Raw genomic sequence first — 25,148 nt, 5'->3', positions numbered from 1 at the left:
GAATGACAGCGGGGATGTGGGGAACGACGGTGGGGATAGCGGCACCAGCGGCCCAAAAATCCCCCGCTCAAGGCTGTCAAAGCCCGCAAAAATTCATACATTGCGGCCATGCCCAAAAGCTCCCCAACGACATCCCCGAAGACCGCCGCCAAAGCCGACACCAAACCCGCTGCTGACAAGCCTGCTGCCAAACCGGTTGCGGCGAAGGTGGCCGGCAAGGGCGACCACATCTTCCTGGTCGACGGTTCCGGCTACATCTTCCGCGCCTATCACGCGCTGCCGCCACTGAACCGCAAGTCCGATGGCTTGCAGGTCAACGCCGTGCTCGGTTTCTGCAACATGCTGTGGAAGCTGTTGCGCGACATGCCCGCGGACAACCGCCCGACGCATCTGGCGATCGTGTTCGACAAGTCGGAAGTCACCTTCCGCAACAAGATCTATCCCGAGTACAAGGCGCACCGGCCGCCCGCGCCCGATGATCTGATCCCGCAATTCGCGTTGATCCGCGAAGCCGTGCGCGCCTTCGACTTGCCCTGCCTGGAACAGGGCGGCTTCGAGGCCGACGATCTCATTGCGACCTATGCGCGGCAGGCCAGCGACCGCGGCGCCCACACGACCATCGTATCCTCCGACAAGGATTTGATGCAGCTCGTGAACGACAAGATCATGATGTACGACACCATGAAGGACCGTCGTATCGGAATCCCCGAGGTGATCGAGAAGTTCGGCGTGCCGCCGGAGAAAGTCGTCGAAGTGCAGGCGCTGGCCGGCGATTCCACCGACAACGTTCCTGGTGTCCCCGGCATCGGCATCAAGACCGCCGCGCAGCTGATCGTCGAATATGGCGACCTCGAACAGCTTCTGTTCCGCGCTACCGAGATCAAGCAGCCGAAGCGCCGCGAGGCGCTGATCGAGAATGCCGAGAAGGCGCGAATTTCGCGCAAGCTGGTGCTGCTGGACGACAAGGTCGAACTCGAGGTGCCGCTGGACGACCTCGCGGTGCACGAGCCCGACGCGCGCAAGCTGATTGCCTTCCTGAAGGCGATGGAATTCACCACGCTGACGCGCCGCGTCGCCGACTATTCGCAGATCGATCCCGCCAATGTCGATGCCGATGCGTCGAACAGCAGCGGCGCCAGGGCCGGCGGCGACGCAGCCAAGGCAAGAACGTCAGAGACCTCCGGCGATCTTTTCGCCGCTCCAGCCGCGACCGCAACGGGCGGCGACAAGGGCGATAAGTCGGCCGGTCTCAAGGGCTCGCCGATTTCACTGGCCGCCGCGCGCGAAGAGGCGCTGCGCAAGCTGCCGGTCGATCGCGGCAAATACCAGGCGATCAAGACGCTCATGGAGCTCGACGCCTTCGTCGCGCGCATCCATGACGCCGGCTATGTCGCGATCGAGACGAGAGCCAACTCCATCGATCCGATGCAGGCCGATCTGTGCGGCATCGCGCTGGCGCTGGCGCCGAACGAGGCCTGCTACGTGCCGCTCGCGCACAAGCAGTCCGGTGGCGGCGCCGGTCTGTTCGACGCGGGCCTCGCGCCGGACCAGGTCAAGCATGCCGACGCGATCGAAGCACTGCGGCCGGTGCTGGAATCGGCGGGCATTCTCAAGATCGGCTTCGACGTCAAGTTCACCGCCGTGATGCTGGCGCAGCACGGCATCACGCTGCGCAACGCCGACGATGCGCAGCTGATCTCCTATGTGCTCGATGCCGGCCGCGGCTCGCACGCGATCGAAGCGCTCGCGGAGCGCTGGTTCGGCCACGCCATGCTGAAGGAGAGCGAGTTGCTCGGCAGCGGCAAGGGCAAGATCACCTTCGACCAGGTGCCGATCGACAAGGCCGCACCGCTGTCGGCGGAAGGCGCCGACATGGCCTTGCGCGTGTGGCGCGTGCTGAAGCCGCGCCTCGTCGCCGAGCACATGACCGCCGTTTACGAGACGCTGGAGCGGCCGCTGGTGTCGGTGCTCGCGCGCATGGAGCGGCGCGGCATCTCGATCGACCGCCAGGTCTTGTCGCGGCTATCAGGCGACTTCGCCCAGACCGCGGCGCGCGTCGAAGCCGAGATCCAGGAGATCGCGGGCGAGCCCGTCAATGTCGGCAGCCCCAAGCAGATTGGCGACATCCTGTTCGGAAAGATGGGACTGTCCGGCGGCACCAAGACCAAGACTGGCGCGTGGTCGACGACCGCGCAGGTGCTCGACGAGCTTGCCGAGCAGGGCCACGACTTCCCGAAGAAGATCCTGGAGTGGCGCCAGGTTTCGAAACTGAAATCGACCTACACCGACGCGCTGCCAACCTACGTCAACCCGCAGACCCATCGCGTCCACACCACCTACGCGCTGGCCGCGACCACGACGGGCCGGCTGTCATCGAACGAGCCGAATCTGCAGAACATTCCGGTGCGTACCGAGGACGGGCGAAAGATCCGCCGCGCCTTCATCGCGACACCGGGGCACAAGCTCGTCTCCGCCGACTATTCGCAGATCGAGCTGCGGCTGCTCGCCGAGATCGCCGACATTCCCGTCCTCAAGCAGGCGTTCAAGGACGGGCTCGACATTCACGCGATGACGGCCTCCGAAATGTTCGGCGTGCCGATCGAGGGCATGCCGAGCGAAATCCGGCGCCGCGCCAAGGCGATCAATTTCGGCATCATTTACGGCATCTCGGCATTCGGCCTCGCCAACCAGCTCGGCATCGCGCGCGAGGAAGCCTCCGCCTACATCAAGAAGTATTTCGAGCGCTTCCCCGGCATCCGCGCCTACATGGACGAGACGCGCGACTTCTGCCGGAGCAACGGCTATGTCACCACGCTGTTCGGCCGGAAGATGTACTATCCCGACATCAAGGCTTCGAACGCCTCGGTGCGCGCGTTCAACGAGCGCGCCGCGATCAACGCGCGGCTCCAGGGCACCGCCGCCGACATCATCCGCCGCGCCATGACGCGGATGGAGGACGCCCTGGTCCAGAAGAAGCTGACGGCGCAGATGCTGCTCCAGGTGCACGACGAACTGATTTTTGAGGTGCCTGACGCCGAGGTCGCGGCGACGCTGCCGGTGGTGCAGCACGTGATGCAGGACGCGCCGTTCCCGGCCGTGAACCTGTCGGTGCCGCTGCATGTCGATGCGCGCGCGGCGAAGAATTGGGACGAGGCGCATTGATGTCCCCACCAGCACGGTGTCGTCCCGGCGAACGCCGGGACCCATAACCACAGGATCGAGTTAGGCGAAGATTGCCCATGACGATCCAGCCTCAAACTCCTCTCTGGGGGTATGGGTCCCCGCTTTCGCGGGGACGACGTTGGGGTGAGATGCGGGACTCGAATTGTCCTCCGTGCAATTGCGCGATGGCTCCGCCGCGCGGCGCACATTAGAACGGTGTCGTCTCCCACACCGGTTCACGCATGCCCCACACCTCCGCCCTGCTCGGCTTCGCCCTCGTCTGCCTTGGTCTCGTGCTCACGCCGGGGCCGAACATGATCTATTTGATCTCGCGCTCGATCACGCAGGGGCCGGCGGCGGGCATCGTCTCGCTCGGCGGGGTGGCACTCGGCTTCGTCTTCTACATGCTGTGCGCGGCGTTCGGCATCACCGCGCTCTTGCTCGCCGTTCCCTTTGCCTATGACGCGCTGCGTTTCGCCGGTGCCGGCTATCTGCTGTGGCTGGCCTGGCAGGCGGTGAAACCGGGCGGACGTTCGCCGTTCCAGGTGAAGCAGCTCGCGATCGACAGCCCGCGCAAACTGTTCGCGATGGGCTTTGTCACCAATCTGCTCAATCCGAAGATCGCGATGCTGTATCTGGCGCTGCTGCCGCAGTTCATCGATCCCACCGCCGGCAGCGTGCTGACGCAGTCGGTGGTGTTGGGGGCGATCCAGATCGCGATCAGCGTCAGCGTCAACGCGATGATCGCGCTTGCCGCCGGATCGATCGCACTGTTCCTGGCGAGCCGGCCGAGCTGGATGCTGGTGCAGCGCTGGCTGATGGGCACGATGCTGGCCGGGCTTGCGGTGCGGATGGCGGTGGAAGCGAAGAAGGTGTGAGGCACACTGTCATGCCCCGGCTTGACCGGGGCATCCAGTACGCCGCGGCCTCTCGGCTCAATCACCGCCGCCTCTGGAATACTGGATCGCCCGATCCCGTCTCCGCCAAGGCTCCGCCGGGCCAAGAACTCACTCGGCCACCGAAGCCTTAGCGAAGGCGGCAAGTCGGGCGATGACACCGCCCAATCAATCCAGCTTCGCGTCCATGCCCCGCTTCACCGCGGGACGGGCCATCAGCGCCTCATACCAGCGCTTGACGTTGGGAAAATCGGCCAGCTCAACCTTGTGGCGAGGGTGGCGCCAGGCCCAGCCCAGGATGGCAAAATCGGCAACCGAGAGGTCGCCGGCGACGAAGTCGTAGGCTTCCAACCGGCGGTCCAGCACGCCGTAGAGCCGGCGCGTCTCCGCCATATAGCGCTTCAGGCCATAGGCGCGATCCTGCTCGTTCTCGAGCGCGATGAAATGGTGCACCTGGCCGGGCATCGGGCCGAAGCCGCCCATCTGCCACATCAGCCATTCATAGACGGGGATGCGCCCGGCAAGCGATTTCGGCAGGAATTTACCGGTCTTTTCGCCGAGATAGAGCAGGATCGCACCGGACTCGAAGATGCTGACGGGCTTGCCGTCCGGGCCCTCGGGGTCGACGATCGCGGGGATCTTGTTGTTGGGGCTGAGCTTCAGGAAGCCCGGCGCCATCTGCTCGCCCTTGGTGATGTTCACCGGGACCACCTTGTAAGGCAGCCCCATTTCTTCCAATGCGACCGAGATCTTGCGGCCGTTCGGCGTGTTCCAGGTGTGCAGCTCGATGGTCATTCAGGCATTTCCTTCCCCGAGATATCTGGCATCCAACTACTCCAGAAGGTTGCACCCGCCACAACTGGCGGACCGGGATGGCCGATCCCTGTTGACTCGACCGGTCCCCTCTGGAATGTCGCGGCCGTCGCGGATAAATTCCGCCACCTCCAAAAAGCCCCGAGGGACCGCCGTGTCGAAATCTGCCTCCCGCGCCCGCCTGTTCGAAATCATCCGCCGGCGCTCCTTCGGCCGCGGTGACGTCACGCTCGCGTCGGGCCGCAAGAGCGATTTCTACTTCAACCTCAAGCCGACCATGCTCGACCCCGAGGGCGCGACGCTGCTCGCCGAGCTGACCTATGAGGCGCTGAAGGACGACCAGCTCGACTTCATCGGCGGGCTCGAGATGGGCGCGGTGCCGCTGGCCGGCGCGCTGGCGCAGATCTCCTGGATCAAGGGCCATCCAATCGCGGCGTTCTTCGTGCGCAAGAAGCCGAAGGAGCACGGCGCGAAGCTCGCGATCGAAGGTCTGCCCAAGGGCGAGACGCTCGAAGGCAAGCGCGTCGTGATCGTCGAGGACGTCACCACCACCGGCGGCTCGGCGATGAAGGCGGTGGAATCGGTGCGCGAGACCGGCGCCGAAGTGGTGCTGGTGCTGACCATGGTCGACCGCGAGGAAGGCGCCACCGATACGTTTGGCGCGGCCGGCCTGCCGTTCCGCTCGCTGTACAAGGCGTCGGAGTTCCTGAAGGCTTAAGGCCGCGAGACAGTCCGTCCATGCCCGGGCGTTGCCCGGAAGCAACCATCCGCCGGAAGCTGTGCCTGGCCTTGAAGAGGTCACGGCCTCGACTTGAAATCGCCTCCGCTCAACTGCTCATTTACCATCCAGCACTATGGTGAATCATGTGCCGAGACCTCGGAAGGTTCCGGCCGGTTCAGTAGCGTCGGAGTGAGCATTGCGTACAGCCTTGTCCCATGCGCGTCGCGCGATGCTTATGGCCGCCAGCCTGGCGGCCCCGCTGCTTGCGGCTCCAACCCCGGTTTCGGCCGAAGGCCTGTTCGACTTCTTCTTCGGCGGAATGCAGCGGCCCCGGCCGCAGCGTGAGGTGCCGCAGCAGTCGAACTCCTTTGCCGATCCCTTCGCCAGCCAGCAGAATCCCGCAAACCCGCAATATGTGCCACCGACACGCGCGGCGGCCGCCGGCGGCTCGGGCCCGGCCTTCTGCGTGCGCACCTGCGACGGCAAATATTTTCCGCTGATGCGCGGCCTCGCCTCGCCCGCCCAGATGTGTCAGGCGTTCTGTCCTGCCACCACGACAAAGGTCTATTTCGGCTCTTCGATCGACGGCGCCGCTTCGCAGACCGGCGAGCGCTACGCCGACAGCGAAAACGCGTTCGCCTATCGCAAGGCGCTGCGTGCCGACTGCACCTGCAACGGCCGCGAGCCGGTCGGCCTCGCCCCGGTCGATCTCGCGCTGGATTCCTCGCTGAAAGCCGGCGACGTGATCGCGACCAGCGACGGCCTCGTCGCCTATACCGGCATCCGCGTCGGCAATGACCAGGCTGCGGACTTCACGCCGGTTGCCTCCTACCCCGGACTCACCGCGCAGGTCCGCGCGCGGCTCGGCGAGATGAAGGTGGCCCCGGTGCGCGCAGAGACGGTCGCGGCAGATGCGCCGGCCTCAGTCGAGATCGTGCGCGAGGCGCTGCCTGACGTGACGGTGCCGAAGACCCCTGCACAGAAGCCGGCGAAGCGGGCGGGGCTGGACTAAGCCCCAACTGAATCAAAGTCGTCATTGCGAGCGCAGCGAAGCAATCCGGTCTGTCACCGCGAACAGATTATGGATTGCTTCGCTACGCTCGCAGTGACGGAGAGTGCTGCGTCATCTCCCGATGATCACGCCGATCACGTTCGGGGCCGCCAGATATTTCTCCTCGATCGCCGCGCGCGCGGCGGCACGGTTTTCCTGAGTCAGCAGGCCGCGCTTCTCGGCCAGGATCATCCAGCAGAAGCCCCACCAGTCGGTGAGCATGCCCGCCTCGCCGATGAGATCGTAACCCTGCTCGGCTGCGAAGATGCGCGCATGCGCTTCGTCCAGCGTGTCGAGGAACAGATGATCCTCGGTCGAGAACAGATCGTCGCTGACGTCGTCGATGGTGTAGCCCCAGATCGACTGGCACACCGCGTTGAACTCGCGGTCGAACTGGTCGTCATCGACCGCGTAGCGCCGCGCGGCCTGATGCAGCCGCGACAGCGAGCGCGCGAAATCGGCGATCCGGGTGAGGGCAAATTGATCAAAGGCGATGGTGGACATGTAGTCCTCGCAAAGTCTGACGGACGCTAGATATTGTGTCGGCAACGCGCCGAATCACAATGATATATCAAAGACTTGCTAAAGTGTTCTTAATTCGTTCCGGAACAGGGGACAAAGTCCGACTGGCGGAATCGAAAGGGGCCGCCTCGCAGCGACCCCTTTGCCGGTTGCAATCGTGTTCGGGATGAAATCCAGCCCCGGCAATTTGGCAAGTTAGAGGTACCTATGGACTTAGGCGATTCCGGATAAGTACTGGACGTAGTCCTGTCCTATTTTCCGTTGACGGGCCCGATGGATCCGGGTTCGCACGAGGCCGGGATCTCAATAACAGCGCGAGGCCGCAATGGCGTGGACGCGGCGGTCACCGAGCAGATGGGCGACAAAACCATTGCTGGGAAAGATCTTTGCGAACGCGGCATCGCGGATGCTGAGACCGCCGGCATAGGCGCCGAAGGCGGGCATCACGGCGCGCATTCCGTCACTGGCGAAGCAGCGGCGTTCCATCGAGCGGCCGCGTGCGGAGACGCGCGCCTTCGGATGCAGATGGCCGGCGATCTCGCCGCGCGCACCGGTCGGCTCGTGACGGAAGGTGATCGGGCCGATCGCGACTTCGTCGGCGACGGTCCCGCCGAGATCGCGCGGCAGCATCGGATCGTGATTGCCCGAGATCCAGATCCAGTCGCGGCCGGTCTGGAGTGCGGCAACAGCATCGCGATCGTCGGACGACAACCGCTCATGCGCGGTTCGGTCGTGAAAGCTGTCGCCGAGAGCGATGACCGTGCGCGGATTATGGCGGGAGATGACAGCAGCGAGACGGCTCAGCGTTGCCAACGTATCGTAAGGCGGCAGCAGCACACCGCGCGTGGCGAAGCTGGACCCTTTTTCCAGATGCAGATCGGAGACGACGAGCAGGCGCTGTTCTTCCCAGAACAGCGCACCGGAGAGATCGGCGTGGAGCGCGATGCCAGCCACATCCAAAGTGCGTGTCGATGAGATCGATAGTGCCACTTGCTCCGTCATGGCCGGGCTCGTCCCGGCCATCCACGTTCTTGCCGCGGAAGCAAAGACGTGGATGCCCGGGTCAAGCCCGGGCATGACGATGTGGACGGAGTTGCGCGCACCACTGGTAAAATTCTCTACGACATCGCCTCTTTGACCAGCTCGTCGGCGGCTTCGGCCAACAGCTCGTCACCAGCTTCGCCATAGACTGACTCGCGGCCGATTTCCAGCATAACGGGGACGGCGAGCGGAGAGACGTGATCGAGTTCCCGATGCGTGATACGGCCCTGGATGCGGGCAAGCATGGCGCCGAGACGGCGCAGGTCGAGCAGGCCGGTAGCGGCATCAGCACGGGCGGCGCGCAGCAACACGTGATCGGCCTGGTGCTTGCGCAGGACGTCGTAGACGAGGTCGGTCGAGAACAGCACCTGGCGGCGGCTCTTGTCCTCGCTGGTGAAGCGCCGCTCGATCAGGCCGGAGATCAGCGCGCAATTGCGGAAGGTGCGCTTCATCAGCGCGGATTCCGCGAGCCAGGCTTCGAGATCGTCCCCGAGCATGTCCGGGTTGAACAGCGCGTCCAGATCGAGCTGGCCGTTGCGGATCATGAAGGAGGCATCGCCAAGCCCCCAGATCGCCACCGCATATTCATTGGCGACGAAGCCGAGCGGCCGGGCGCGCATCCGCTCCAGCCGCCGCGTCAGCAGCATGCCCAGCGTCTGGTGCGCGAGCCGGCCCTCGAAGGGATAGCAAATGAGATAATGCTTGTTGCCGCGTGGAAAGGTCTCGACCAGCAGCTCGCGCACGCCGGGCACACGTGAGACGTCTTTCTGCAACGACAGCCAGTCGCGCACCTGCTCAGGCAGACCGTTCCATGCACGGCGGTCGTCGAGCAGGCGCCGCACGCGCTCGGCAAGATAGGTCGAGAGCGGAAATTTGCCGCCCATATAGGACGGCACCTTGGGGTCCTTGTCGTTGGCGCGGGAGACATAGACCTGATCCTCGGCCAACGCCTCATAGCGCACGACTTCGCCGCCGAATACAAAGGTGTCGCCGGCGGTCAGGCCCTCGATAAAATATTCCTCGATTTCGCCGAGCACGCGGCCGCCGCGCGCAATGGCACCGGTCGAGCCGCTGCCGGTGGAGCGGCCGCGAACGAGCCGCACCTTCAGCATCGGCTCCTCGACGATGGTGCCGACATTGAGACGATAGCTCTGCCGCACCTTTGGATTGGCGACACGCCAGCGGCCCTGCTTGTCCTGCTTGATGCGAGCGAAGCGCTCGTAGGTCTTCAGCGCGTAGCCGCCGGAGGCGACGAAATCGACGACGTCGTCGAAATCCTGCCGGGCGAGATTTGAGTAGGGCGCCGCCGTGAGCACCTCGCCGTAGAGATCATCGCTCAGAAACGGCTCGCCGCAGGCGCGGCCGAGCACGTGCTGGGCCAGCACGTCGAGTGCGCCGGTGCGCAAGGGTGGCGTATCCTGTGCATTCTCGGCGATCGCATCGATCGCGGCGCGGCACTCCAGCACCTCGAACCGGTTGGCCGGCACCAGCACCGCGCGCGAGGCTTCGTCGAGGCGGTGATTGGCGCGGCCGATCCGCTGCATCAGACGCGAAGAGCCTTTTGGCGCACCGATATTGACGACAAGATCGACATCGCCCCAGTCGACGCCGAGGTCGAGCGAGGAGGTGCAGACCACGCCGCGCAATCTGCCCGCCGACATCGCGTCCTCGACCTTGCGGCGCTGGGCGACGTCGAGCGAGCCGTGATGCAGCGCGATCGCGAGGTTGTCGTCGTTCATGCTCCAGAGATTCTGGAACAGCATCTCGGCCTGGCTGCGGGTGTTGACGAAGACGAGCGTGGTCTTGTTCGCCTTGATCAGCTCGTAGATTTCGGGAAGCGCGTGGCGCGCGCTGTGGCCTGCCCAGGGCAGGCGCTCGCGCGTATCCAGCATCTCGACCAGCGGCGGCGCGGCACCGCCGGCGACGACAATGTCGGCGGCCGCCTCCTTCCCGCCGGGCTGCGGCACCAGGAAGCGCGCAAGCTGGTCCGGCTCGGCCACGGTCGCCGACAGGCCGATCGCGCGCAGCTGCGGCGCCAGCCGCCAGAGCCGTGCCAGACCCAGCGAAAGCAGATCGCCGCGCTTGGACGTCACCAGCGCGTGGAGCTCGTCGAGCACAATGCGCTTCAAGGAGGAGAACAGGAACGGCGCGTCGTCGGAGGAGAGCAACAGCGCGACCTGCTCAGGCGTCGTCAGCAGGATATCGGGCGGATAGCGCCGCTGGCGCTGTCGCCGCGACACCGGCGTGTCGCCGGTGCGGGTCTCGACCTTGATCGGCAGCCCCATCTCCGCAATCGGCCGCTCGAGATTGCGGGCGATATCGACGGCGAGCGCTTTCAGCGGCGAGATGTAGAGCGTGTGCAGGCCATCGCTGCGGCGAACATCGCGGCCGGTGGAGACGAGGCTTTGCTTCGTCCTTCCGTCCCGCTCGACCGGCTGCGTCGAGAGCTCCACCAGCGTCGGCAGAAATCCCGCCAGCGTCTTGCCCGCGCCGGTGGGCGCGACCAGCAGTGCGGAACGATCCTCACGCGCCTTGTCCAGCAGCGCGAGCTGATGCTCACGCGGCGACCAGCCGCGGGCCGCGAACCACGCCTGGAAGCGGTCGGGCAGCAGCGTGGCCGGCTCGGCCGGGATTTTGAGGATGCGGGGCGGCACGGCATCACAGGTAAGCCGTGGGGGTGGGTTCGTCGAGGGGTGGGGATGTGAATAGCGGGGCGCCGCTCTTCCCTCTCCCCTTGCGGGAGAGGGTGGCTCGCCGCGACAGCGGCGAGACGGGTGAGGGGTATCTCTCCGCGCGTCATTCTCTTTCGCGTACGTGGAGAAAGACCCCTCATCCGGCGCTTCGCGCCACCTTCTCCCACAAGGGGAGAAGGAAGAAAGCGCGACCTACTCCGACATCGGCTTGTCGGAGATGTCCCAGTCCTTGCCGCTGAAGGTGGAGATGAAGAGCGTCTTCATCGGCGTGTAGTCCTCGGGCGTGTAGCTGTAGGTGACGCCGTCGAGGAAATAGGGCGAGTGGAAGCCTGCGAGCGTGGACGCCTGCTTCAGCACGTTGGCGCGGGTGAGATCGTCGCCGCAGCGGCGCAGGATCTCGCCCATGGTGACGGCCTGGCCGTAGCCGGCAAACGCGATGGTGTTGTCTTGATCGATCGCCGGCGTGTACTTCTTGCGCAGCTCCTCGAACGCCATCACGTCGGGGTCCTTCTCCCATTTGGGCAGGCCGACCTCCTTGTTGTAGCGGATGGCGACGATGCCGGTGGCGTTCTCGAGGCCTGCTGCGTTGAGGATCGAACGACCGGTCGAACCGGCTGACAACAATTGCAGCGGCTTCCAGCCGAGCTCGGCCACTTTGCGGATCGACTGCGACGACGCCTTGCCGGTGGAAATGTTGTAGAAGACGTCGGCGCCCGATTTCGAGAGATTGATGAGCTGGGAATCGACGGTCGGATCGGTCAGATCGTAGGTCTGCTCCATGATCACCTGCGCGGTGCCCCCGGCATCCGCCAGCACCTTCTTGAACGGACCGAGGAAGTCACGGCCGAAATCGTCGTTCTGGTAGAGAATGCCGACCTTGGCATTCGGCTTCACGCTGAGGACGTGCCGCGCCAGGATGCGCGCTTCGGTCGGATAGAGCGGCAGGCCCGCCATCGTCCATTTGAACTCTTTCGGATTGTTCCACTTGGACGCGCCGGTGTTGAGCAGCAGTTGCGGCACGCCTTTCGAATTCAGGTATTTGTGCACGGAGGTCTGCGGCGCGGTGCCGAGCGAACCATAGAGCGCGAGCACCTCTTCCTGCTCGACCAGGCGCCGCGTCGCCTCGACGCATTTCGGCGCACTGTAGGCGTCGTCCATGGTGAGGAACTTGACCTTGCGGCCGTTGATGCCGCCCTTCTCGTTCAGCATCTGGAAATAGGCTTCGCCGATGCGCCCCAACACGCCGTACAGCGAGCCGGGGCCGGAATGCGGCACGGTCTGGCCGATCTTGATTTCGGTGTCGCTGGCGCCCGCATCGTATTTCTTCTCCGCGGCCCAGACATACGGCGCAGGCAATGTGGATGCTGCCATGGTTGCGAGCGCACCGGCGCTGAAATCGCGCCGCGATGGATTCTTGGTCATTATTTGTTTCTCCCTAGTGCGCGCATTGTGCTGGCAACGCAGCACGGCTCGCAAGTAGGAAGACGCCGCTTTGCGACGCAATGACGCTTAAATCGCGGGGCTTTTAGCGCCTAAACTCAAGTTTTCTCGGCGACGACGACGAGGCCGCGCACCGGCTCGTTGTTCTCGATGCGTGGCGATGCCCGCTCCAATGTCAGCAGCTTGAGCCCGGCCTTCGCCATCGCCCCGCGCACATATTCCGCCGAATGGGCATAGCGCAGGCCTTCGCCGAGCACGATGCCGCTGCCGTCATGCGTCTCCAGCGTGAAAGCGACCACGCCGCCGGATACGAGCACGCGCTTGGCTTCGACGAGCACCGGCGCGAGATCGGAGAGATAGACGAACGCATCTGCGGCGACGACGAGGTTCGCGCTCGTATCGCCCTTGGTTCGCAGGCCTTCGATCATGTCGGCGACCTCGAGCTCGGCATAGAGCTCGGTGGCGCGCGCCTCCTTGATCATGCCGGTCGACAGATCGATGCCGATGAAATGATCGACCTGCTTGGCGAAGGCGGCCGCGGCGAGCCCGGTGCCGCAACCGAGATCGATGGCGCGCTTGAACAAGGCCGGCTTCTTGGCGACGACGCGCGCGGCCACCACCGCCTTGAAGATCAGCGACGGTGCGCGATAGTCGAGATCGTTGATCAGCGTGTGCTCGAAGCGCGGCGCATATTGATCGAAGAGGGCCTGCACATAGGCCTTGGGCATCTCCGCCATCTGCGCGTCGCCGAGCCGCATCAGATGCAGGCCGGAGCCGTGCTGGTCCTCAGGGTCGCAGTCGCGTGCTTTCCGGAACGCCGCGATCGCCTTGTCGCGCTCGCCGAGCTGCTGGCGGATCTCGCCGAGCGTGAACCAGGCCGAGGTGAAGTCAGGCGCGAGCTCGAGCGCCTGCTCGATGAGGTCGGCGGCGGCGGGCAGATCGCCCTTGAGCTGGAGGTCGCGCGCGAACTCGAAACGGCGGTCGGCCATGAGATCGCCGGAGGAGTGGAACAGGCGCAGGGGCATAGGAACTCGGCTCGTGATTGCCGGGCTCGACCCGGCAATCCATCAAAAAGGGAACTGTTTAAGAGGATGGATGCGCGGGTCAAGCCCGCGCATGGCGGGTGAATATCGGGCGCCGGTGCTTATATGAGAACCATGCGTCCGCAAGACATCCTGCTGCCAACTGCTGACGGCCTGTGCTGCAAGCCGGGCAACTTCCACATCGACCCTGTCCGCCCGGTCGAGCGGGCCGTGATCACCCACGGCCATTCCGACCATGCCCGCGCCGGCCATGGCGCGGTGCTGGCGACGCAGGAAACGCTGGACATGATGCGGCTGCGCTATGGCGAGAACTTTGCCGGCTCAACGCAAGCGATCCGCTATGGCGAGGAGATCCGGCTCGGCGACGTCCGCGTGAGGTTTCACCCGGCCGGCCATGTGCTGGGCTCGGCGCAGATCGCCGTCACCTGCAAGGACACCTGCATCGTCGCCTCCGGCGACTACAAGGATGCGCCCGACCCGACCTGCACGCCGTTCGAGCTCGTGCCCTGTGACGTCTTCATCACCGAAGCCACCTTTGGCCTGCCGGTGTTTCGCCATGGCGATGCCGCCGGCGAGGTGAGGAAGCTGCTGGCCTCCGTTGCGTTGTTTCCCGAGCGGGCGCATCTGGTCGGCGCCTATTCGCTCGGCAAGGCGCAGCGCGTGATCGCGCTGTTGCGGCAGGCCGGCTATGCGGCACCGATCTACCTGCATGGCGCGATGGAGAAGATCACCGAGTACTATCAGAGCCGCGGGATCGATCTCGGCGAGCTCAAGCCGGTGATGGGCGTAAAGAAGGCGGCGCTCGCCGGCACCATCACGCTGGCGCCGCCGTCGGCCACCTCGGACCTCTGGACGCGGCGCTTTCCCGACCCCGTCACCGCCTTTGCCTCGGGCTGGATGCGGGTGCGCGCCCGCGCACGACAGCGCGGCATCGAGCTGCCGCTGGTGATCTCCGACCACGCCGATTGGGACGGCCTCACCAAGACCATCGCCGCGACCGGCGCCGGCGAGATCTGGGTGACGCACGGCCAGGAAGACGCGCTGGTGCATTGGTGCAAGTCGCAAGGTCTTCGCGCGCGGCCGCTCGATCTCGTCGGCTATGGCGACGAGGAGGAGAGCGAGACGCCGCTTCAAGATGAGGCCGAAGCATGAACCGCTTCGCCGAACTGCTGGACCGCCTCGCCTACGAGCCCGGCCGCAACAACAAGCTGCGGCTGATCACCGGCTATTTCCGCGAGGTCGGCGATCCCGACCGCGGCTACGCGCTGGCCGCGCTGACCGGCGCGCTCAGTTTCAAGCACGCAAAGCCGGCGCTGATCCGGGATTTGATTGCGTCGCGCACGGATGAGGTGTTGTTCGGATTGTCGTATGACTACGTCGGCGATCTCTCGGAGACCGTGGCGCTGATGTGGCTGAAGCGCAGCGCAAACAACGAAGAGTCTTTTCCGGGCCACCCCTCTCCCCAACCCTCCCCCGCATCCGCCTTCGCTAAAGCTTCGGCGGACAAGAGGGGGGAGGGACAGAGCGCGGAGCAATCGACAAGCAAGACGCCGATAAACGCGGGCGAGTCAATTTCGCATCAGGAACATACTTCCTCCCCCCTCTTGTCCGCCGTAGCTCGAAGAGCGAAGGCGGATGCGGGGGAGGGGCAGGGAGAGGGGTACCGCGGGCGGGATGCTCATGAGTCCACACATCCAAGCAACCACAACAACCCACCGCCCCCCACCCTCACCGAAGTCGTCACCACGCTGCGCACGCTCGGCAAGACCGAGCTGCCAAAGCAGCTCGAACGCTGGATCGACGAGCTTGACGAGACCGGCCGCTGGGCGCTGCTGAAGCTCGTCACCGGCGCGCTGCGCATCGGCATCTCCGCGCGGCTGGCGAAGACCGCGGCCGCGGCGCTCGGCGACAAGGACCCGCATGAGGTCGAGCTGATCTGGCCGGGGCTCAGCCCTCCCTATCTCGACCTGTTCGCCTGGCTGGAAGGCCGCGGCGAAAAGCCGGTCAATCGCGATCCCGCGCCGTTCCGCCCGGTGATGCTCGCGCACGCGATCGAGGACACGGATTTCGCCGCGCTCGATCCCGCCGACTACATCGCCGAATGGAAATGGGACGGCATCCGTGTGCAGGCGGTGGCGGGCCGCGATGAGCGCGGACAGATCACGGCGCGGCTCTATTCGCGCACCGGCGAGGACATCACGGGGAGCTTTCCGGATCTCGTGCCGTCGCTGCGGCTGGCAGGCGCGATCGACGGCGAGCTGCTGATCCTGCGCGAAGGCCGCGTACAGAGCTTTAACGTCCTGCAACAGCGGCTCAACCGCAAAATCGTCTCGCCAAAGCTGATCAAGGAGTTTCCGATCCATTTGCGCGCCTATGATCTGCTCGGCGACGACGAGAACGATCTGCGCGAGCTGCCCTTCGCGGAGCGGCGCGAACGGCTGGAGACGTTCATCGGCAAGCTCGACGATCCCCGCATCGACCTGTCGCCCACCGTGCCGTTCGCAAGCTGGCAGGCGCTGACCGCGGCGCGCGCCGATCCCGCGAGTGCCGGCGCGGGCGAAGATGCCGATGCCGTCGAAGGCGTCATGCTGAAGCGGCGCGATGCGCCTTACCTGCCGGGGCGGCCAAAAGGCCAGTGGTGGAAGTGGAAGCGCGATCCGCACATCATCGATGCCGTGCTGATGTATGCGCAGCGCGGCCACGGCAAGCGCTCGTCCTATTACTCCGATTACACCTTCGGCGTCTGGACCGAAGGCGAAGCCGGCGAGGAGCTGGTGCCGGTCGGAAAAGCCTATTTCGGCTTCACCGACGAGGAGCTCTTGCAGATCGACCGTTTCGTCCGCCGCAACACCACCGAGAAATTCGGCCCCGTGCGCCATGTCGTGCACGAGCGCGACAAGGGGCTGGTGCTGGAGGTGGCGTTCGAGGGGCTGCAGCGTTCCCCGCGGCACAAATCCGGCGTCGCGATGCGCTTTCCCCGCATCAGCCGGCTGCGCTGGGACAAGCCGCCGCGCGAGGCTGACCGGCTGGAAACGCTGGAAAAGATGCTGAAGGCTGACGAATCCCTACCAACAATTAAGGTTGCGGCTTCCGCCGACAGCCATTGACGAGGGAATGCGGGTTCCCCATGTGCCCCGCCGTGACCTATAATGGGGTCGAATCCCCGCGAGGAGTTTGAGATGGTCCAAGACGTCAGAGATTTGCCGGCCGGCCGCAGCGATGGGCTGAACCGCTTTCTCGGCGGCTCGCCGCTGGCGGTCGCGTTTCGCCTGGTCCTGCTCTCGATCCTGGTCGGCGTCGTGCTCGCCGCGATCGGCTTCGATCCCTGGAATATCATCTACAGCATCCGCTTGCTGTTCCAGCGCCTCTGGGATCTCGGCTTCGACGCGGTGAACTGGCTGTGGCGCTACTTCCTGCTCGGCGCCGTCATCGTGATTCCGATCTGGCTGCTGTCGCGCGTATTCGGCGCGCCGCGCAACAGGTAAGGATTTGGGAGCCCGCAGCCGATGCAATTGCGCTTTGTCGGCTGCGGCGACGCCTTCGGCTCGGGCGGCAGGCTCAACACCTGCTTCCACGTCTCGGGGCGCGCGGCCAACTTCCTGATCGATTGCGGCGCGTCGGCTCTGCCGGCGCTGAAGCGACTCGAGATCGACCGCAACGAGATCGACCTCATTCTCATCACGCATTTCCACGGCGACCATTTTGCCGGGCTGCCGTTTGTCCTGCTCGATGCGCAATTCTCGCGGCGGACCCGGCCGCTGACGATCGCGGGCCCGCAAGGCCTCGAGACGCGGCTCGGCCAAGTGATGGAGGCGCTGTTCGAGCACTCCTCGAAGACCAAGCAGCGCTTCGAGCTGAACCTCATCGAACTTGCGCCCGGGCGAAGCCAAACCTTCGGCGGGGTGAATGTGACGCCCTACCCGGTGGTGCACGGCGAATCCGGCGGGCCGTTCTTGGCCTACCGCGTCGAGGTTGAAGGCCGCACGCTCGCCTACAGCGCCGACACCGAATGGACGGAGGCGCTCATTCCGCTGGCGCATGGCGCGGACCTTTTCATTGCTGAAGCCTATATGTACGAGAAGGTGGTCAAGAACCATCTCAGCCTGAAGACCTTGGAACAGCATCTGCCAGCAATCGGCGCGAAACGCCTGGTCCTCACCCATATGAGCGACGACGTGCTGTCGCGCCTGGACGACGTACCGCATCTCGCCGCCGAAGACGGCATGGTGGTCGTGTTCTGACATGCACGCGCCCGTTCATCCCAGGATCGGTTCCCGCCAGGTCTTCACCATCGCCGGTCCCGCGATGGTCGCGAACCTCACCACGCCGCTGATCGGCGTAGTCTCGACCACCGCGATCGGGCGGCTCGACGATGCCGCGCTGCTTGGCGGTGTCGCGATGGCCTCCGTCATCTTCGACTGCCTGTTCTGGCTGTTCGGCTTCCTGCGCATGAGCACGCTCGCCTTCACGGCGCAGGCGATGGGCGCGGGCGAAACGCGCGAGCAGACCGTGATCCTGGTGCGCGGCTTCATCGTCGCGGGCCTGATCGGCGCCGCGCTGATCGTGCTGCAATTGCCGCTGGCCGCCGGGCTGTTCGACCTGATGGGCGGCAGCGAAGGCGTTACGCGCGCGGCAAAGACCTATTTCATGATCCGGATCTGGTCGTCGCCGTTCGCCTTCGCCAACTACGTCATTCTCGGCTGGCTGGTTGGGCAGGCGCGCGCCAATCCGGCGCTGCTGCTGCAGGTCGTCATCAACCTCATCAACATGGCCGCGACGATCTTGCTGGTGCTGGTCTACGACACCGGCATCGCGGGCGCGGCGATCGCCGCACTGATCTCGGAGACGATTGGCTTCGTGCTCGGCGTGATCGTCTGCCGGCGCTATGCGGATGGCGGCTTTGCGGTGCCCCTTGCCACGCTGCTCGACCAGGCAAAACTGATGCGGCTGCTGGCGGTGAACTCCGACATCATGATCCGCACCGCGGCGCTGATCGCCGTGTTCCTGTTCTTCACCGCCAAGGGCGCGCGCGCCGGTGATGTCACGCTGGCGGCGAATTCCGTGCTGAACAATTTCCTGCTGGTCAGCGCCTTCTTCCTCGACGGTCTTGCGAACGCAGCCCAGCAGCTCTGCGGCCGCACGTTTGGCGCGCGCGATTCCAGGGGCTTTGCGGACTCGACCCGGCTGGTGCTGCTGTGGGGCCTCGGCTTCGCGCTGGTCGTCGCGGTGCTGTTCGCGCTGGTCGGGCCGAACCTGATCAATGTCATGACAGCGAGCGAGGACGTCCGCCGCGCCGCGCGCGAATTCCTGCCGTTCATCGTGCTTGCGCCGATCCCCGGCGTGTTCGCCTTCGGCTTCGACGGCATCTATGTCGGCGCGACCTGGGCGCGCGAGATGCGCAATCTAATGCTGTTATCGTTCACGATCTTTATCGGCGCCTGGTGGGCGCTGCAATCGTTCGGCAATGCCGGGCTGTGGAGCGCGCTGATCGCCTTCTACGTCGCCCGCGGCGGATTGCAGGGCGCGCGCTATCCGGCGCTGTACAGGGCGACGTTCCCGAAGCCGTAGCCCGGATGGAGCGCAGCGTAATCCGGGGCCTTCGTGCCCGCGGACAGATTCCCGGATTGCGCTTCGCTCCATCCGGGCTACGCAGCGCGGGCCTATAGCCCAGGCCAGTCTTCCGCCGTCAGTGTCGCCGCGTCGGCGCCGACGATTTCGGACAGCGAATCCCGCCCCGTCCGCAGCAGCGTCGATGTCAGGTCGCGCTTGATCTCGTCGACGAGGCCCAAGCCCTTGTAGACCAGCGACGAATAGAGCTGGATCAAGCTCGCGCCGGCGCGGATCTTCGTCAGCGCGGCGCCGCCGGAATCGACGCCGCCGACGCCGATCAAGGGGAACGCGCCCTCGACACGCACATAGGTCTCCGCGACCATGCGCGTCGACAGGCGGAACAGCGGCCGGCCGGAGAGGCCACCCTGCTCCTTGGCGCGCATTTCCTCGCGCAGCGTGCTCGGCCGCGCGATCGTCGTGTTCGCCACGATCATGCCGTCGACCCGGCGCGAGCGCGCCACCTGCACGACGTCGTCGAGCTGGGCGAGGCTCAAATCAGGCGCGATCTTGAGCAGCACCGGCGTGTCGCCGGCCTTCTGGCGCACCCGCTCGCGCGCGTCGATCACCCTGGCGAGGAGATCGTCCAGCAGCGCGCCTTCCTGCAAATTGCGCAGGCCCGGCGTGTTCGGCGAGGAGACGTTCACGGTGAAATAGCTCGCGACCGGTGCAAAGGTCTCGATCAGCTTGACGTAATCGCCAACGCGATCCGGCGAATCCTTGTTGGCGCCGACATTGACCCCGATGATGCCGCCGTGCTGCGCACGCGCCGCGAGCCTGCGCAGCGCGACTTCAGCGCCGTCGTTGTTGAAGCCCATGCGGTTGATCACGGCCTCGTCGCGCTCCAAGCGAAACAGCCGCGGCCGTGGATTGCCGCTTTGCGGCTTCGGCGTCACCGAACCGATCTCGACGAAGCCGAAGCCGAGCCGCAGCAGCGCATCCGGCACCTCGGCGCTCTTGTCGAAGCCCGCGGCCATGCCGATCGGATTGGGGAAGTTGAGCCCGAAGGCACGCACCGCAAGCTTGGGATCGTCAGGCCGCGGCTTGACCGGCGGCAGGAAGCGCAGGCCCTGGATCGCGAGGCGATGCGCATCCTCCGGATCGAGCCAGCGCAGCACCGGCAGCGAAAAGGCGTCGAAGGCGCGGATCACGGGATAAGCTCCGGAACGTCGTGGCCGCCATCGGAACGCATGTTGAGGTTCATCACCGACAGCACCGCGCCGAAATCGAGCTCGCCATAGAGGTGCGGAAACAGCTCCTCATTGCGCGAGCGCTCCCAGCGCAATGCGCTGCCGAGCGCGTCGCCGTCGACCTCGACCAGGAACAGCGCGCGCTGCCCGAAATAGTGCTTGCGCAAGGTCTCGGGAACCTGGGGCGCGGTCGAGAAATGGATGAAACCGTCGCGCGAATCGTCCGCGCTGCCCCGGTAGACACCCTGCCGTTCCGCCTCGCGCCAGGCCGAGGCCGGACAGATTTTGTAGATCTTGACCACCGCTCACGCAGCCCTGTTTGCTCTTTGAGTCTTTTGGGTTTTTTCGTCTCGTGCGGGTCCTCAAAACCCGGGCGCGACCGTAATGGCCGCCCCCTCCGAACTCAAGGCTTAGAGCCATTTCCGTTCCGATGAAATCGGAACGGGGCTTTAAATTCTTGTTTTGACGCGTTTTCTTGACGCGAACCGGTATCCGCTTCGCTTGAAAATGCTTCTCCCGCCACCCCTTGCGCGAAAAACGGAAAACCGGTTGATTTGAGGACAGTTTTCCTGAGTTACGACGGGCTGGACCTTCCATGGTCAGACAGGCCAAAGCGCAGAGGATACTGACTCACGACCAGATCTGGGGAGCGCTGGATCGGCTGGCGGAGCGTGCCGGCCTGTCGCCGTCCGGCCTCGCCAAGCGGGCCGGGCTCGATCCCACCACCTTCAACAAGTCCAAGCGCGTCACCCCCGATGGGCGCGAGCGCTGGCCATCCACCGAATCGATCGCGAAAGCGCTGGCGGCGGCCGGCTCCTCGATGGACACCTTTGCCGGGTTGACCGGTGACGACGCCAGCGACGGCCGCTCGGTGCCGCTGCTCGGCCTCGCGCTAGCCGGCGCGAGCGGAGCTTTCGACGAATCCGGCTTTCCATCCGGCAAGGGCTGGACCGAACTTGCGCTTCCCACTGCCGAGGACAGTCGCGCCTTTGCGCTGGAGATTTCCGGCGATGCGCTTGCCCCGGCCTATCGCGACGGCGACGTCATCCTGATCTCGCCCCGCGCGCCGATCCGCAGAGGCGATCGCGTGGTGGTGAAGACCAAGGCGGGCGAGGTGACGGTCGCGACGCTGAAGCGCCGCACGGCAAAGGCACTGGAATTGCAGCCGCTCGATGCATCGCAGGCGGAGCACACGATGGCGCCGAGCGACGTCGGCTGGATCGCGCGAATCGTGTGGGCGAGCCAGTGATTGCGTCGTGACCGGACCATGACGCCGGCCGCGCCGCTTCTCGGCCCCGGCGACCTTGCGGCTCACCGTCCCTCTCGCATAGGTTGCGGCCGATTTTTCCGATCAAATTCATCGCAGGGGGATATGATGAATCGCCGTCACGCATTGAAGGCCCTGGCGGGTCTCGCGCTTTGTCCGCTGTGCAAGCCGGCCTTTGCCGCCGAAGGCACGCATTGGAGCTACGAGGGCGCCGGCGGCCCGGCCAAATGGGGCGATCTCGACGCAGCCAACAAGGCCTGCGCGGTCGGCCTGCAACAATCGCCGATCGACATCGAGGGGACGATCAAGTCGCAATTGCCTGTTCTGAAGCTGAACTGGGGCAAGAGCGCCGACACCATCGTCAACAACGGGCACACGATCCAGCTCAACTTCGCCGAAGGCAGCACGCTCACGCTCGGCGACGTCAAATACAAGCTGCTCCAGGTGCACTTCCACCGGCCGAGCGAACACACGATCGGCGGCAAGAACTTTCCGATGGAAGCGCACTTCGTGCATCGCAACGATGCCGGCGGGCTCGCCGTGGTCGGCGTGCTGATGGCGGAAGGCAAGCAGAACACGGCCTTCGGCAAGATCGTCAAGACCATGCCGGCGGCGGAAGGGCCCGCGGTGAAAGCCGACGCGGCCATCGATCCCCACGCCATGCTGCCGCACAGGCTGAGCTACTTCCGCTACTCCGGCTCGCTGACGACTCCGCCCTGCTCGGAGGTGGTCGAATGGCTGCTGCTGACCGACCCGATCCAGGTGTCAGCCACCGACGTCGCTGCGTTCGCAAAGCTCTATCCGATGAACGCGCGCCCGGTGCAGAAGGACAACCGGCGCTTCGTGCTGCGCTCGATCTGAGGCGCTCTTCAAATCTGTAGCCCGGATGAGCGTAGCGACATCCGGGCTACGCGCTCCTCACGCGCTTCGCGCTAGCGCGCCGTCGATCATGTTCACCGCGTTCTGCACGCCGTAGACCGCAACGAAGGAGCCGAAGCGCGGGCCCTTCTCCTGGCCGAGCAGCACCTGGTAGAGCATGTTGAACCAGTCGAGCGTCACGCCCGGACGGCCGTCCTTGCCCTTCTTGACCTGGTCGAGGAACGGCTCGCGGCGGCCGATCTCGTAGACGACGTTCTGGATGTCCTCGGCCGAGGATTCCTGCGGAAGCTGTGACAGCGCATCGCGCAGATCCTGCAACGCGGCGCGCTCAACCTCGGTCGGCTCGCGGAACTGCTTCGTCGGCGCCACGAAGTCACGATAGTAGTTGATGGCATAGCCGACCATCGCATCGAGCTTCGGATGCGTCTGCGGGCTCACGCCGGGACGATAGCGACCGATGAAGCCCCACAGCGTCTCGGCATTCTCCGCATTCGACGACGACACCAGCGTCAAGAGGAGCTGGAACGTGACGGGCATGTCGCCCTTCGGCGGATGGCCGTTGTGGACGTGCCAGACCGGATTGCCGAGCTGCTGCTTGCCATCCTGCTTCGCAAAGCCGTCGATGAACTGCTGGTAGTCGTCGACGTTGCGCGGGATGACATCGAAATACAGCCGCTTGGCCGCCTTCGGCTCGCGATACATGAACAGCGACAGCGATTCCGGCGACGCATAGCGCAGCCATTCGTCGATGGTCAGGCCGTTGCCCTTCGACTTCGAGATCTTCTGGCCCTTCTCGTCGAGGAAAAGCTCGTAGTTGAAGCCTTCGGGCGGCGTGGCGCCGAGCGCCCTGGCGATCGCGCCTGACAGCTTCACGGAGTCGATCAGGTCCTTGCCGGCCATCTCGTAGTCGACGCCGAGCGCGACCCAGCGCATCGCCCAGTCGGCCTTCCACTGGCACTTGACGTTGCCGCCCGTCACCGGCGTCTCGACTTCCTGGTTCGTGTCTGGATCGACATAGGTCACGGTGCCGGCCGCGACGTCGCGGCGGATCATCGGCACTTGCAACACGACACCGGTGGTCTTGCTGATTGGCAGGAACGGCGAATAGGTGGCGCGGCGATCGGGGCCGAGCGTCGGCAGGATGATCGCCATCACCTTGTCGTAGGCCGCGAGCATCTTCAGCAACGTCGCGTCGAAGCGGCCGGACGTGTAATAGTCGGTCGAGCTCGCGAACTCGTAGTCGAAGCCGAAATGATCGAGGAACGCGCGCAGCCGCGCGTTGTTGTGCGCGCCAAAACTGTCATGCGTGCCGAACGGATCGGGCACGCGCGTCAGCGGCTTGCCTAGATTGGCTTCCAGAGGTGCCTTATTCGACACGTTGTCCGGCACCTTGCGCAGGCCGTCCATGTCGTCGGAGAACGCCAGCAGGCGCGTCTTGATCTTGTCCTCGGTCAGCACGCGGAAGGCATGGCGCACCATCGAGGTGCGCGCGACCTCGCCGAACGTGCCGATATGCGGCAGGCCGGACGGGCCGTAACCGGTCTCGAACAGCACCTCGTCCTTCGGGCTTTTCTTCAGCCGCGCGACAATGGCCTTCGCCTGCTCGAACGGCCAGGCGTTGGATTGTTCGGCGAGCGCACGCAGGTCGCTCGGGTTCGCGGCAAGATCGATGACAGACATTCAGGGGCCTCCGGGCCGCGGAAAATAGCGATTTCCGGGCAGAATGCAAAAGTAGCAGCGCCTTTATCGTGGAATCGTAGGGTGGGCAAAGCGAAGCGTGCCCACCACTGCCAAAGACGGTGGGCACGGCGCTAGCGCGCCTTTGCCCACCCAGGCACTAAAACGGGCTCACCGAAAAATACCGCAGCCACAGATCGGTGTAGCGGCCTTTCTCCCAGACGCGGAACAGGGCCCAGTTCAGGGCCTGGCGCAGCACGTCGTTGCCCTTGCGGACGGCGATGCCGATGCCCTCGCCGAAGAAGCGGCTCTCGACGAAGGGGCCGCCGGAGAAGGCGCAGCAATCGCCGGAATCCGTGCCGTTGATCCAGAACGCCAGCGAGATGGCGTCGCCGAAGATGAAGTCGACCTCGCCCTTGCGCAAGGCGGCGCGCATCGCGTCGTCGTTGGGATAGGGGTGCAGCTCGGCGTCGGTGAACATCGCCTTGAGATAGGCTTCGTGCGCGGAGCCGGCGATGACGCCGACTTTCTTGCCCTCGAGGTATTCGGGCCGGATCTCCGGCATCACCGCATCCTTGCGCGAGGCGAAGCGCGCCGGCACGCGGTAATAGGGATCGGTGAAATCGACGCGGACGCGGAGCTGCGGACTCACCGCCATCGAGGCGATGATGGCATCGCCCCGGTTGGAGGAGAGCGCGTCGACCAGGGTCTCGAAGCGGCGCATCTGCACCGTGCAGGTGACCTTGATCTCCTCGCACAGCGCGCGGGCGAGATCGACGTTGAAGCCGGCCGGATTGCCGTCGGCGCCGGTGTAGTTGAACGGCGGATAGTCGGTCTCGGTCAGGAAGCGGATCACGGTCAGGCGCGACAGGTCGGGCCGCTCCGGCCGCCGCCGCGGGTCCCAGAAGCCGGGCACAGCCTGGGGAGCGGCTTGAGGGGCGACCTGCGGCGTGGCCTGGGGTGCCGCCGGGGGCTGCTTGGCGGGCGCCTGCGCCTTTGCGGAGGGCATGCCTGCTAGCAGGCATGCCGCGACGGCCAACCCTGTCAGCAAGCCACGGGCAGATTTGGACGATTTCGCCTGTTGCGATGGAGCCATCGGCCGGAAATGAGCGAATTTCATTGGGATCGGAAGGCGTTATAGACCAT

21 protein-coding genes are annotated in these 25,148 nt (G+C 65.2%); 11 read left to right on the top strand and 10 right to left on the bottom strand.

Annotated elements, in window-relative coordinates:
- Window positions 1-108 precede the first annotated feature (108 nt).
- Both polA and HAP41_RS46505 read left to right on the top strand, forming a co-directional pair.
- A complete protein-coding gene (gene polA / locus HAP41_RS46510; protein WP_166068111.1) occupies window positions 109-3,162 on the top strand; it encodes a DNA polymerase I in 3,054 nt (1,017 codons plus the stop codon).
- 242 nt (window positions 3,163-3,404) lie between these two features.
- A complete protein-coding gene (locus HAP41_RS46505) occupies window positions 3,405-4,040 on the top strand; it encodes a LysE family translocator (RefSeq protein WP_166068142.1) in 636 nt (211 codons plus the stop codon).
- A 186-nt stretch (window positions 4,041-4,226) separates the two neighbouring features.
- Here the strand turns inward: HAP41_RS46505 and HAP41_RS46500 are convergent, their stop codons facing one another.
- A complete protein-coding gene (locus HAP41_RS46500) occupies window positions 4,227-4,853 on the bottom strand; it encodes a glutathione S-transferase family protein (protein WP_166068174.1) in 627 nt (208 codons plus the stop codon).
- A gap of 172 nt (window positions 4,854-5,025) precedes the next feature.
- Here HAP41_RS46500 and pyrE point away from each other — a divergent pair, with 172 nt between their 5' ends.
- Both pyrE and HAP41_RS46490 read left to right on the top strand, forming a co-directional pair.
- Window positions 5,026-5,589 (top strand): orotate phosphoribosyltransferase, encoded by a 564-nt coding sequence (gene pyrE / locus HAP41_RS46495; protein ID WP_014491354.1) that lies wholly within the window; start codon window positions 5,026-5,028, stop codon window positions 5,587-5,589.
- 232 nt (window positions 5,590-5,821) lie between these two features.
- Window positions 5,822-6,604 (top strand): DUF2865 domain-containing protein, encoded by a 783-nt coding sequence (locus HAP41_RS46490; RefSeq protein WP_166105353.1) that lies wholly within the window; start codon window positions 5,822-5,824, stop codon window positions 6,602-6,604.
- A 111-nt stretch (window positions 6,605-6,715) separates the two neighbouring features.
- Here the strand turns inward: HAP41_RS46490 and HAP41_RS46485 are convergent, their stop codons facing one another.
- The 5 genes from HAP41_RS46485 to HAP41_RS46465 all read right to left on the bottom strand — a co-directional run bounded on the left by HAP41_RS46485 (window position 6,716) and on the right by HAP41_RS46465 (window position 13,364).
- Window positions 6,716-7,147 carry a hypothetical protein gene (locus tag HAP41_RS46485; protein ID WP_014491352.1) on the bottom strand — a complete coding sequence of 144 codons (432 nt, stop codon included), beginning with the start codon at window positions 7,145-7,147 and terminating at the stop codon, window positions 6,716-6,718.
- Window positions 7,148-7,468: 321 nt separating this feature from the next.
- Window positions 7,469-8,167: a ligase-associated DNA damage response endonuclease PdeM gene (gene pdeM / locus HAP41_RS46480; RefSeq protein ID WP_224580557.1), complete on the bottom strand. Its 699-nt coding sequence runs from the start codon at window positions 8,165-8,167 to the stop codon at window positions 7,469-7,471.
- Between the two features lie 116 nt (window positions 8,168-8,283).
- Window positions 8,284-10,860: a ligase-associated DNA damage response DEXH box helicase gene (locus tag HAP41_RS46475; RefSeq protein WP_166068254.1), complete on the bottom strand. Its 2,577-nt coding sequence runs from the start codon at window positions 10,858-10,860 to the stop codon at window positions 8,284-8,286.
- A gap of 231 nt (window positions 10,861-11,091) precedes the next feature.
- The gene (locus HAP41_RS46470) at window positions 11,092-12,321 is read right to left on the bottom strand and encodes an ABC transporter substrate-binding protein (protein WP_166068308.1); all 1,230 of its coding nucleotides are present in this window, start codon (window positions 12,319-12,321) and stop codon (window positions 11,092-11,094) included.
- 116 nt (window positions 12,322-12,437) lie between these two features.
- The gene (locus HAP41_RS46465) at window positions 12,438-13,364 is read right to left on the bottom strand and encodes a class I SAM-dependent DNA methyltransferase (RefSeq protein WP_166068317.1); all 927 of its coding nucleotides are present in this window, start codon (window positions 13,362-13,364) and stop codon (window positions 12,438-12,440) included.
- Between the two features lie 132 nt (window positions 13,365-13,496).
- On the opposite strand from HAP41_RS46465, the gene HAP41_RS46460 reads away from it, so the two are divergent.
- From HAP41_RS46460 to HAP41_RS46440, 5 genes are all read left to right on the top strand, one after another.
- Complete coding sequence (locus tag HAP41_RS46460) at window positions 13,497-14,534, top strand: ligase-associated DNA damage response exonuclease (RefSeq protein WP_166105355.1); 1,038 nt, start codon at window positions 13,497-13,499, stop codon at window positions 14,532-14,534.
- Window positions 14,531-16,489: an ATP-dependent DNA ligase gene (locus HAP41_RS46455; RefSeq protein WP_176400480.1), complete on the top strand. Its 1,959-nt coding sequence runs from the start codon at window positions 14,531-14,533 to the stop codon at window positions 16,487-16,489. The genes HAP41_RS46460 and HAP41_RS46455 overlap by 4 nt, the downstream gene beginning before the upstream one ends.
- Window positions 16,490-16,561: 72 nt before the next feature.
- Entirely contained in the window at window positions 16,562-16,867 is a 306-nt protein-coding gene (locus HAP41_RS46450) for a DUF6460 domain-containing protein (protein ID WP_014491345.1), read from the top strand.
- Window positions 16,868-16,888: 21 nt separating this feature from the next.
- Window positions 16,889-17,623: an MBL fold metallo-hydrolase gene (locus tag HAP41_RS46445; RefSeq protein WP_166068338.1), complete on the top strand. Its 735-nt coding sequence runs from the start codon at window positions 16,889-16,891 to the stop codon at window positions 17,621-17,623.
- A 1-nt stretch (window position 17,624) separates the two neighbouring features.
- The gene (locus HAP41_RS46440; RefSeq protein WP_166068359.1) at window positions 17,625-18,950 is read left to right on the top strand and encodes an MATE family efflux transporter; all 1,326 of its coding nucleotides are present in this window, start codon (window positions 17,625-17,627) and stop codon (window positions 18,948-18,950) included.
- Window positions 18,951-19,042: 92 nt separating this feature from the next.
- On the opposite strand, the gene HAP41_RS46435 is transcribed toward HAP41_RS46440, so the two are convergent.
- Window positions 19,043-20,140 (bottom strand): quinone-dependent dihydroorotate dehydrogenase, encoded by a 1,098-nt coding sequence (locus HAP41_RS46435; RefSeq protein WP_166068392.1) that lies wholly within the window; start codon window positions 20,138-20,140, stop codon window positions 19,043-19,045.
- On the bottom strand, window positions 20,137-20,481 hold the full coding sequence (locus tag HAP41_RS46430) for a DUF952 domain-containing protein (RefSeq protein WP_166068471.1): 345 nt from the start codon (window positions 20,479-20,481) through the stop codon (window positions 20,137-20,139). The genes HAP41_RS46435 and HAP41_RS46430 overlap by 4 nt, the downstream gene beginning before the upstream one ends.
- A 293-nt stretch (window positions 20,482-20,774) precedes the next feature.
- Here HAP41_RS46430 and HAP41_RS46425 point away from each other — a divergent pair, with 293 nt between their 5' ends.
- Both HAP41_RS46425 and HAP41_RS46420 read left to right on the top strand, forming a co-directional pair.
- Window positions 20,775-21,428: a S24 family peptidase gene (locus tag HAP41_RS46425; RefSeq protein WP_071909156.1), complete on the top strand. Its 654-nt coding sequence runs from the start codon at window positions 20,775-20,777 to the stop codon at window positions 21,426-21,428.
- A gap of 126 nt (window positions 21,429-21,554) precedes the next feature.
- The gene (locus tag HAP41_RS46420; protein ID WP_166068482.1) at window positions 21,555-22,307 is read left to right on the top strand and encodes a carbonic anhydrase; all 753 of its coding nucleotides are present in this window, start codon (window positions 21,555-21,557) and stop codon (window positions 22,305-22,307) included.
- Between the two features lie 57 nt (window positions 22,308-22,364).
- Here the strand turns inward: HAP41_RS46420 and HAP41_RS46415 are convergent, their stop codons facing one another.
- Window positions 22,365-24,005 (bottom strand): lysine--tRNA ligase, encoded by a 1,641-nt coding sequence (locus HAP41_RS46415; protein WP_166068527.1) that lies wholly within the window; start codon window positions 24,003-24,005, stop codon window positions 22,365-22,367.
- Between the two features lie 157 nt (window positions 24,006-24,162).
- The gene (locus HAP41_RS46410; RefSeq protein WP_166105357.1) at window positions 24,163-25,098 is read right to left on the bottom strand and encodes an ABC transporter substrate-binding protein; all 936 of its coding nucleotides are present in this window, start codon (window positions 25,096-25,098) and stop codon (window positions 24,163-24,165) included.
- Between the last annotated feature and the right edge of the window lie 50 nt (window positions 25,099-25,148).

The organism is Bradyrhizobium barranii subsp. apii (assembly GCF_011516635.5).
GTDB classification, from domain to species: domain Bacteria; phylum Pseudomonadota; class Alphaproteobacteria; order Rhizobiales; family Xanthobacteraceae; genus Bradyrhizobium; species Bradyrhizobium barranii.
The sequence above is the reverse complement of the archived record's forward strand: the minus strand, read 5'-3'. Positions and strand labels throughout refer to the sequence as shown.

Bases quoted from the DNA above. Each gene is read 5' to 3' on its own strand.
- HAP41_RS46455 (WP_176400480.1), top strand. From the start codon at position 14,531: ATGAACCGCTTCGCCGAACTGCTGGACCGCCTCGCCTACGAGCCCGGC.
- HAP41_RS46470 (WP_166068308.1), bottom strand. From the start codon at position 12,321: ATGACCAAGAATCCATCGCGGCGCGATTTCAGCGCCGGTGCGCTCGCA.
- HAP41_RS46445 (WP_166068338.1), top strand. From the start codon at position 16,889: ATGCAATTGCGCTTTGTCGGCTGCGGCGACGCCTTCGGCTCGGGCGGC.
- HAP41_RS46465 (WP_166068317.1), bottom strand. From the start codon at position 13,364: ATGCCCCTGCGCCTGTTCCACTCCTCCGGCGATCTCATGGCCGACCGC.
- HAP41_RS46440 (WP_166068359.1), top strand. From the start codon at position 17,625: ATGCACGCGCCCGTTCATCCCAGGATCGGTTCCCGCCAGGTCTTCACC.
- HAP41_RS46490 (WP_166105353.1), top strand. From the start codon at position 5,822: ATGCTTATGGCCGCCAGCCTGGCGGCCCCGCTGCTTGCGGCTCCAACC.
- HAP41_RS46425 (WP_071909156.1), top strand. From the start codon at position 20,775: ATGGTCAGACAGGCCAAAGCGCAGAGGATACTGACTCACGACCAGATC.
- HAP41_RS46485 (WP_014491352.1), bottom strand. From the start codon at position 7,147: ATGTCCACCATCGCCTTTGATCAATTTGCCCTCACCCGGATCGCCGAT.
- HAP41_RS46505 (WP_166068142.1), top strand. From the start codon at position 3,405: ATGCCCCACACCTCCGCCCTGCTCGGCTTCGCCCTCGTCTGCCTTGGT.
- HAP41_RS46415 (WP_166068527.1), bottom strand. From the start codon at position 24,005: ATGTCTGTCATCGATCTTGCCGCGAACCCGAGCGACCTGCGTGCGCTC.
- HAP41_RS46460 (WP_166105355.1), top strand. From the start codon at position 13,497: ATGCGTCCGCAAGACATCCTGCTGCCAACTGCTGACGGCCTGTGCTGC.
- HAP41_RS46500 (WP_166068174.1), bottom strand. From the start codon at position 4,853: ATGACCATCGAGCTGCACACCTGGAACACGCCGAACGGCCGCAAGATC.
- pdeM (WP_224580557.1), bottom strand. From the start codon at position 8,167: ATGACGGAGCAAGTGGCACTATCGATCTCATCGACACGCACTTTGGAT.
- polA (WP_166068111.1), top strand. From the start codon at position 109: ATGCCCAAAAGCTCCCCAACGACATCCCCGAAGACCGCCGCCAAAGCC.
- HAP41_RS46410 (WP_166105357.1), bottom strand. From the start codon at position 25,098: ATGGCTCCATCGCAACAGGCGAAATCGTCCAAATCTGCCCGTGGCTTG.
- HAP41_RS46420 (WP_166068482.1), top strand. From the start codon at position 21,555: ATGAATCGCCGTCACGCATTGAAGGCCCTGGCGGGTCTCGCGCTTTGT.
- HAP41_RS46450 (WP_014491345.1), top strand. From the start codon at position 16,562: ATGGTCCAAGACGTCAGAGATTTGCCGGCCGGCCGCAGCGATGGGCTG.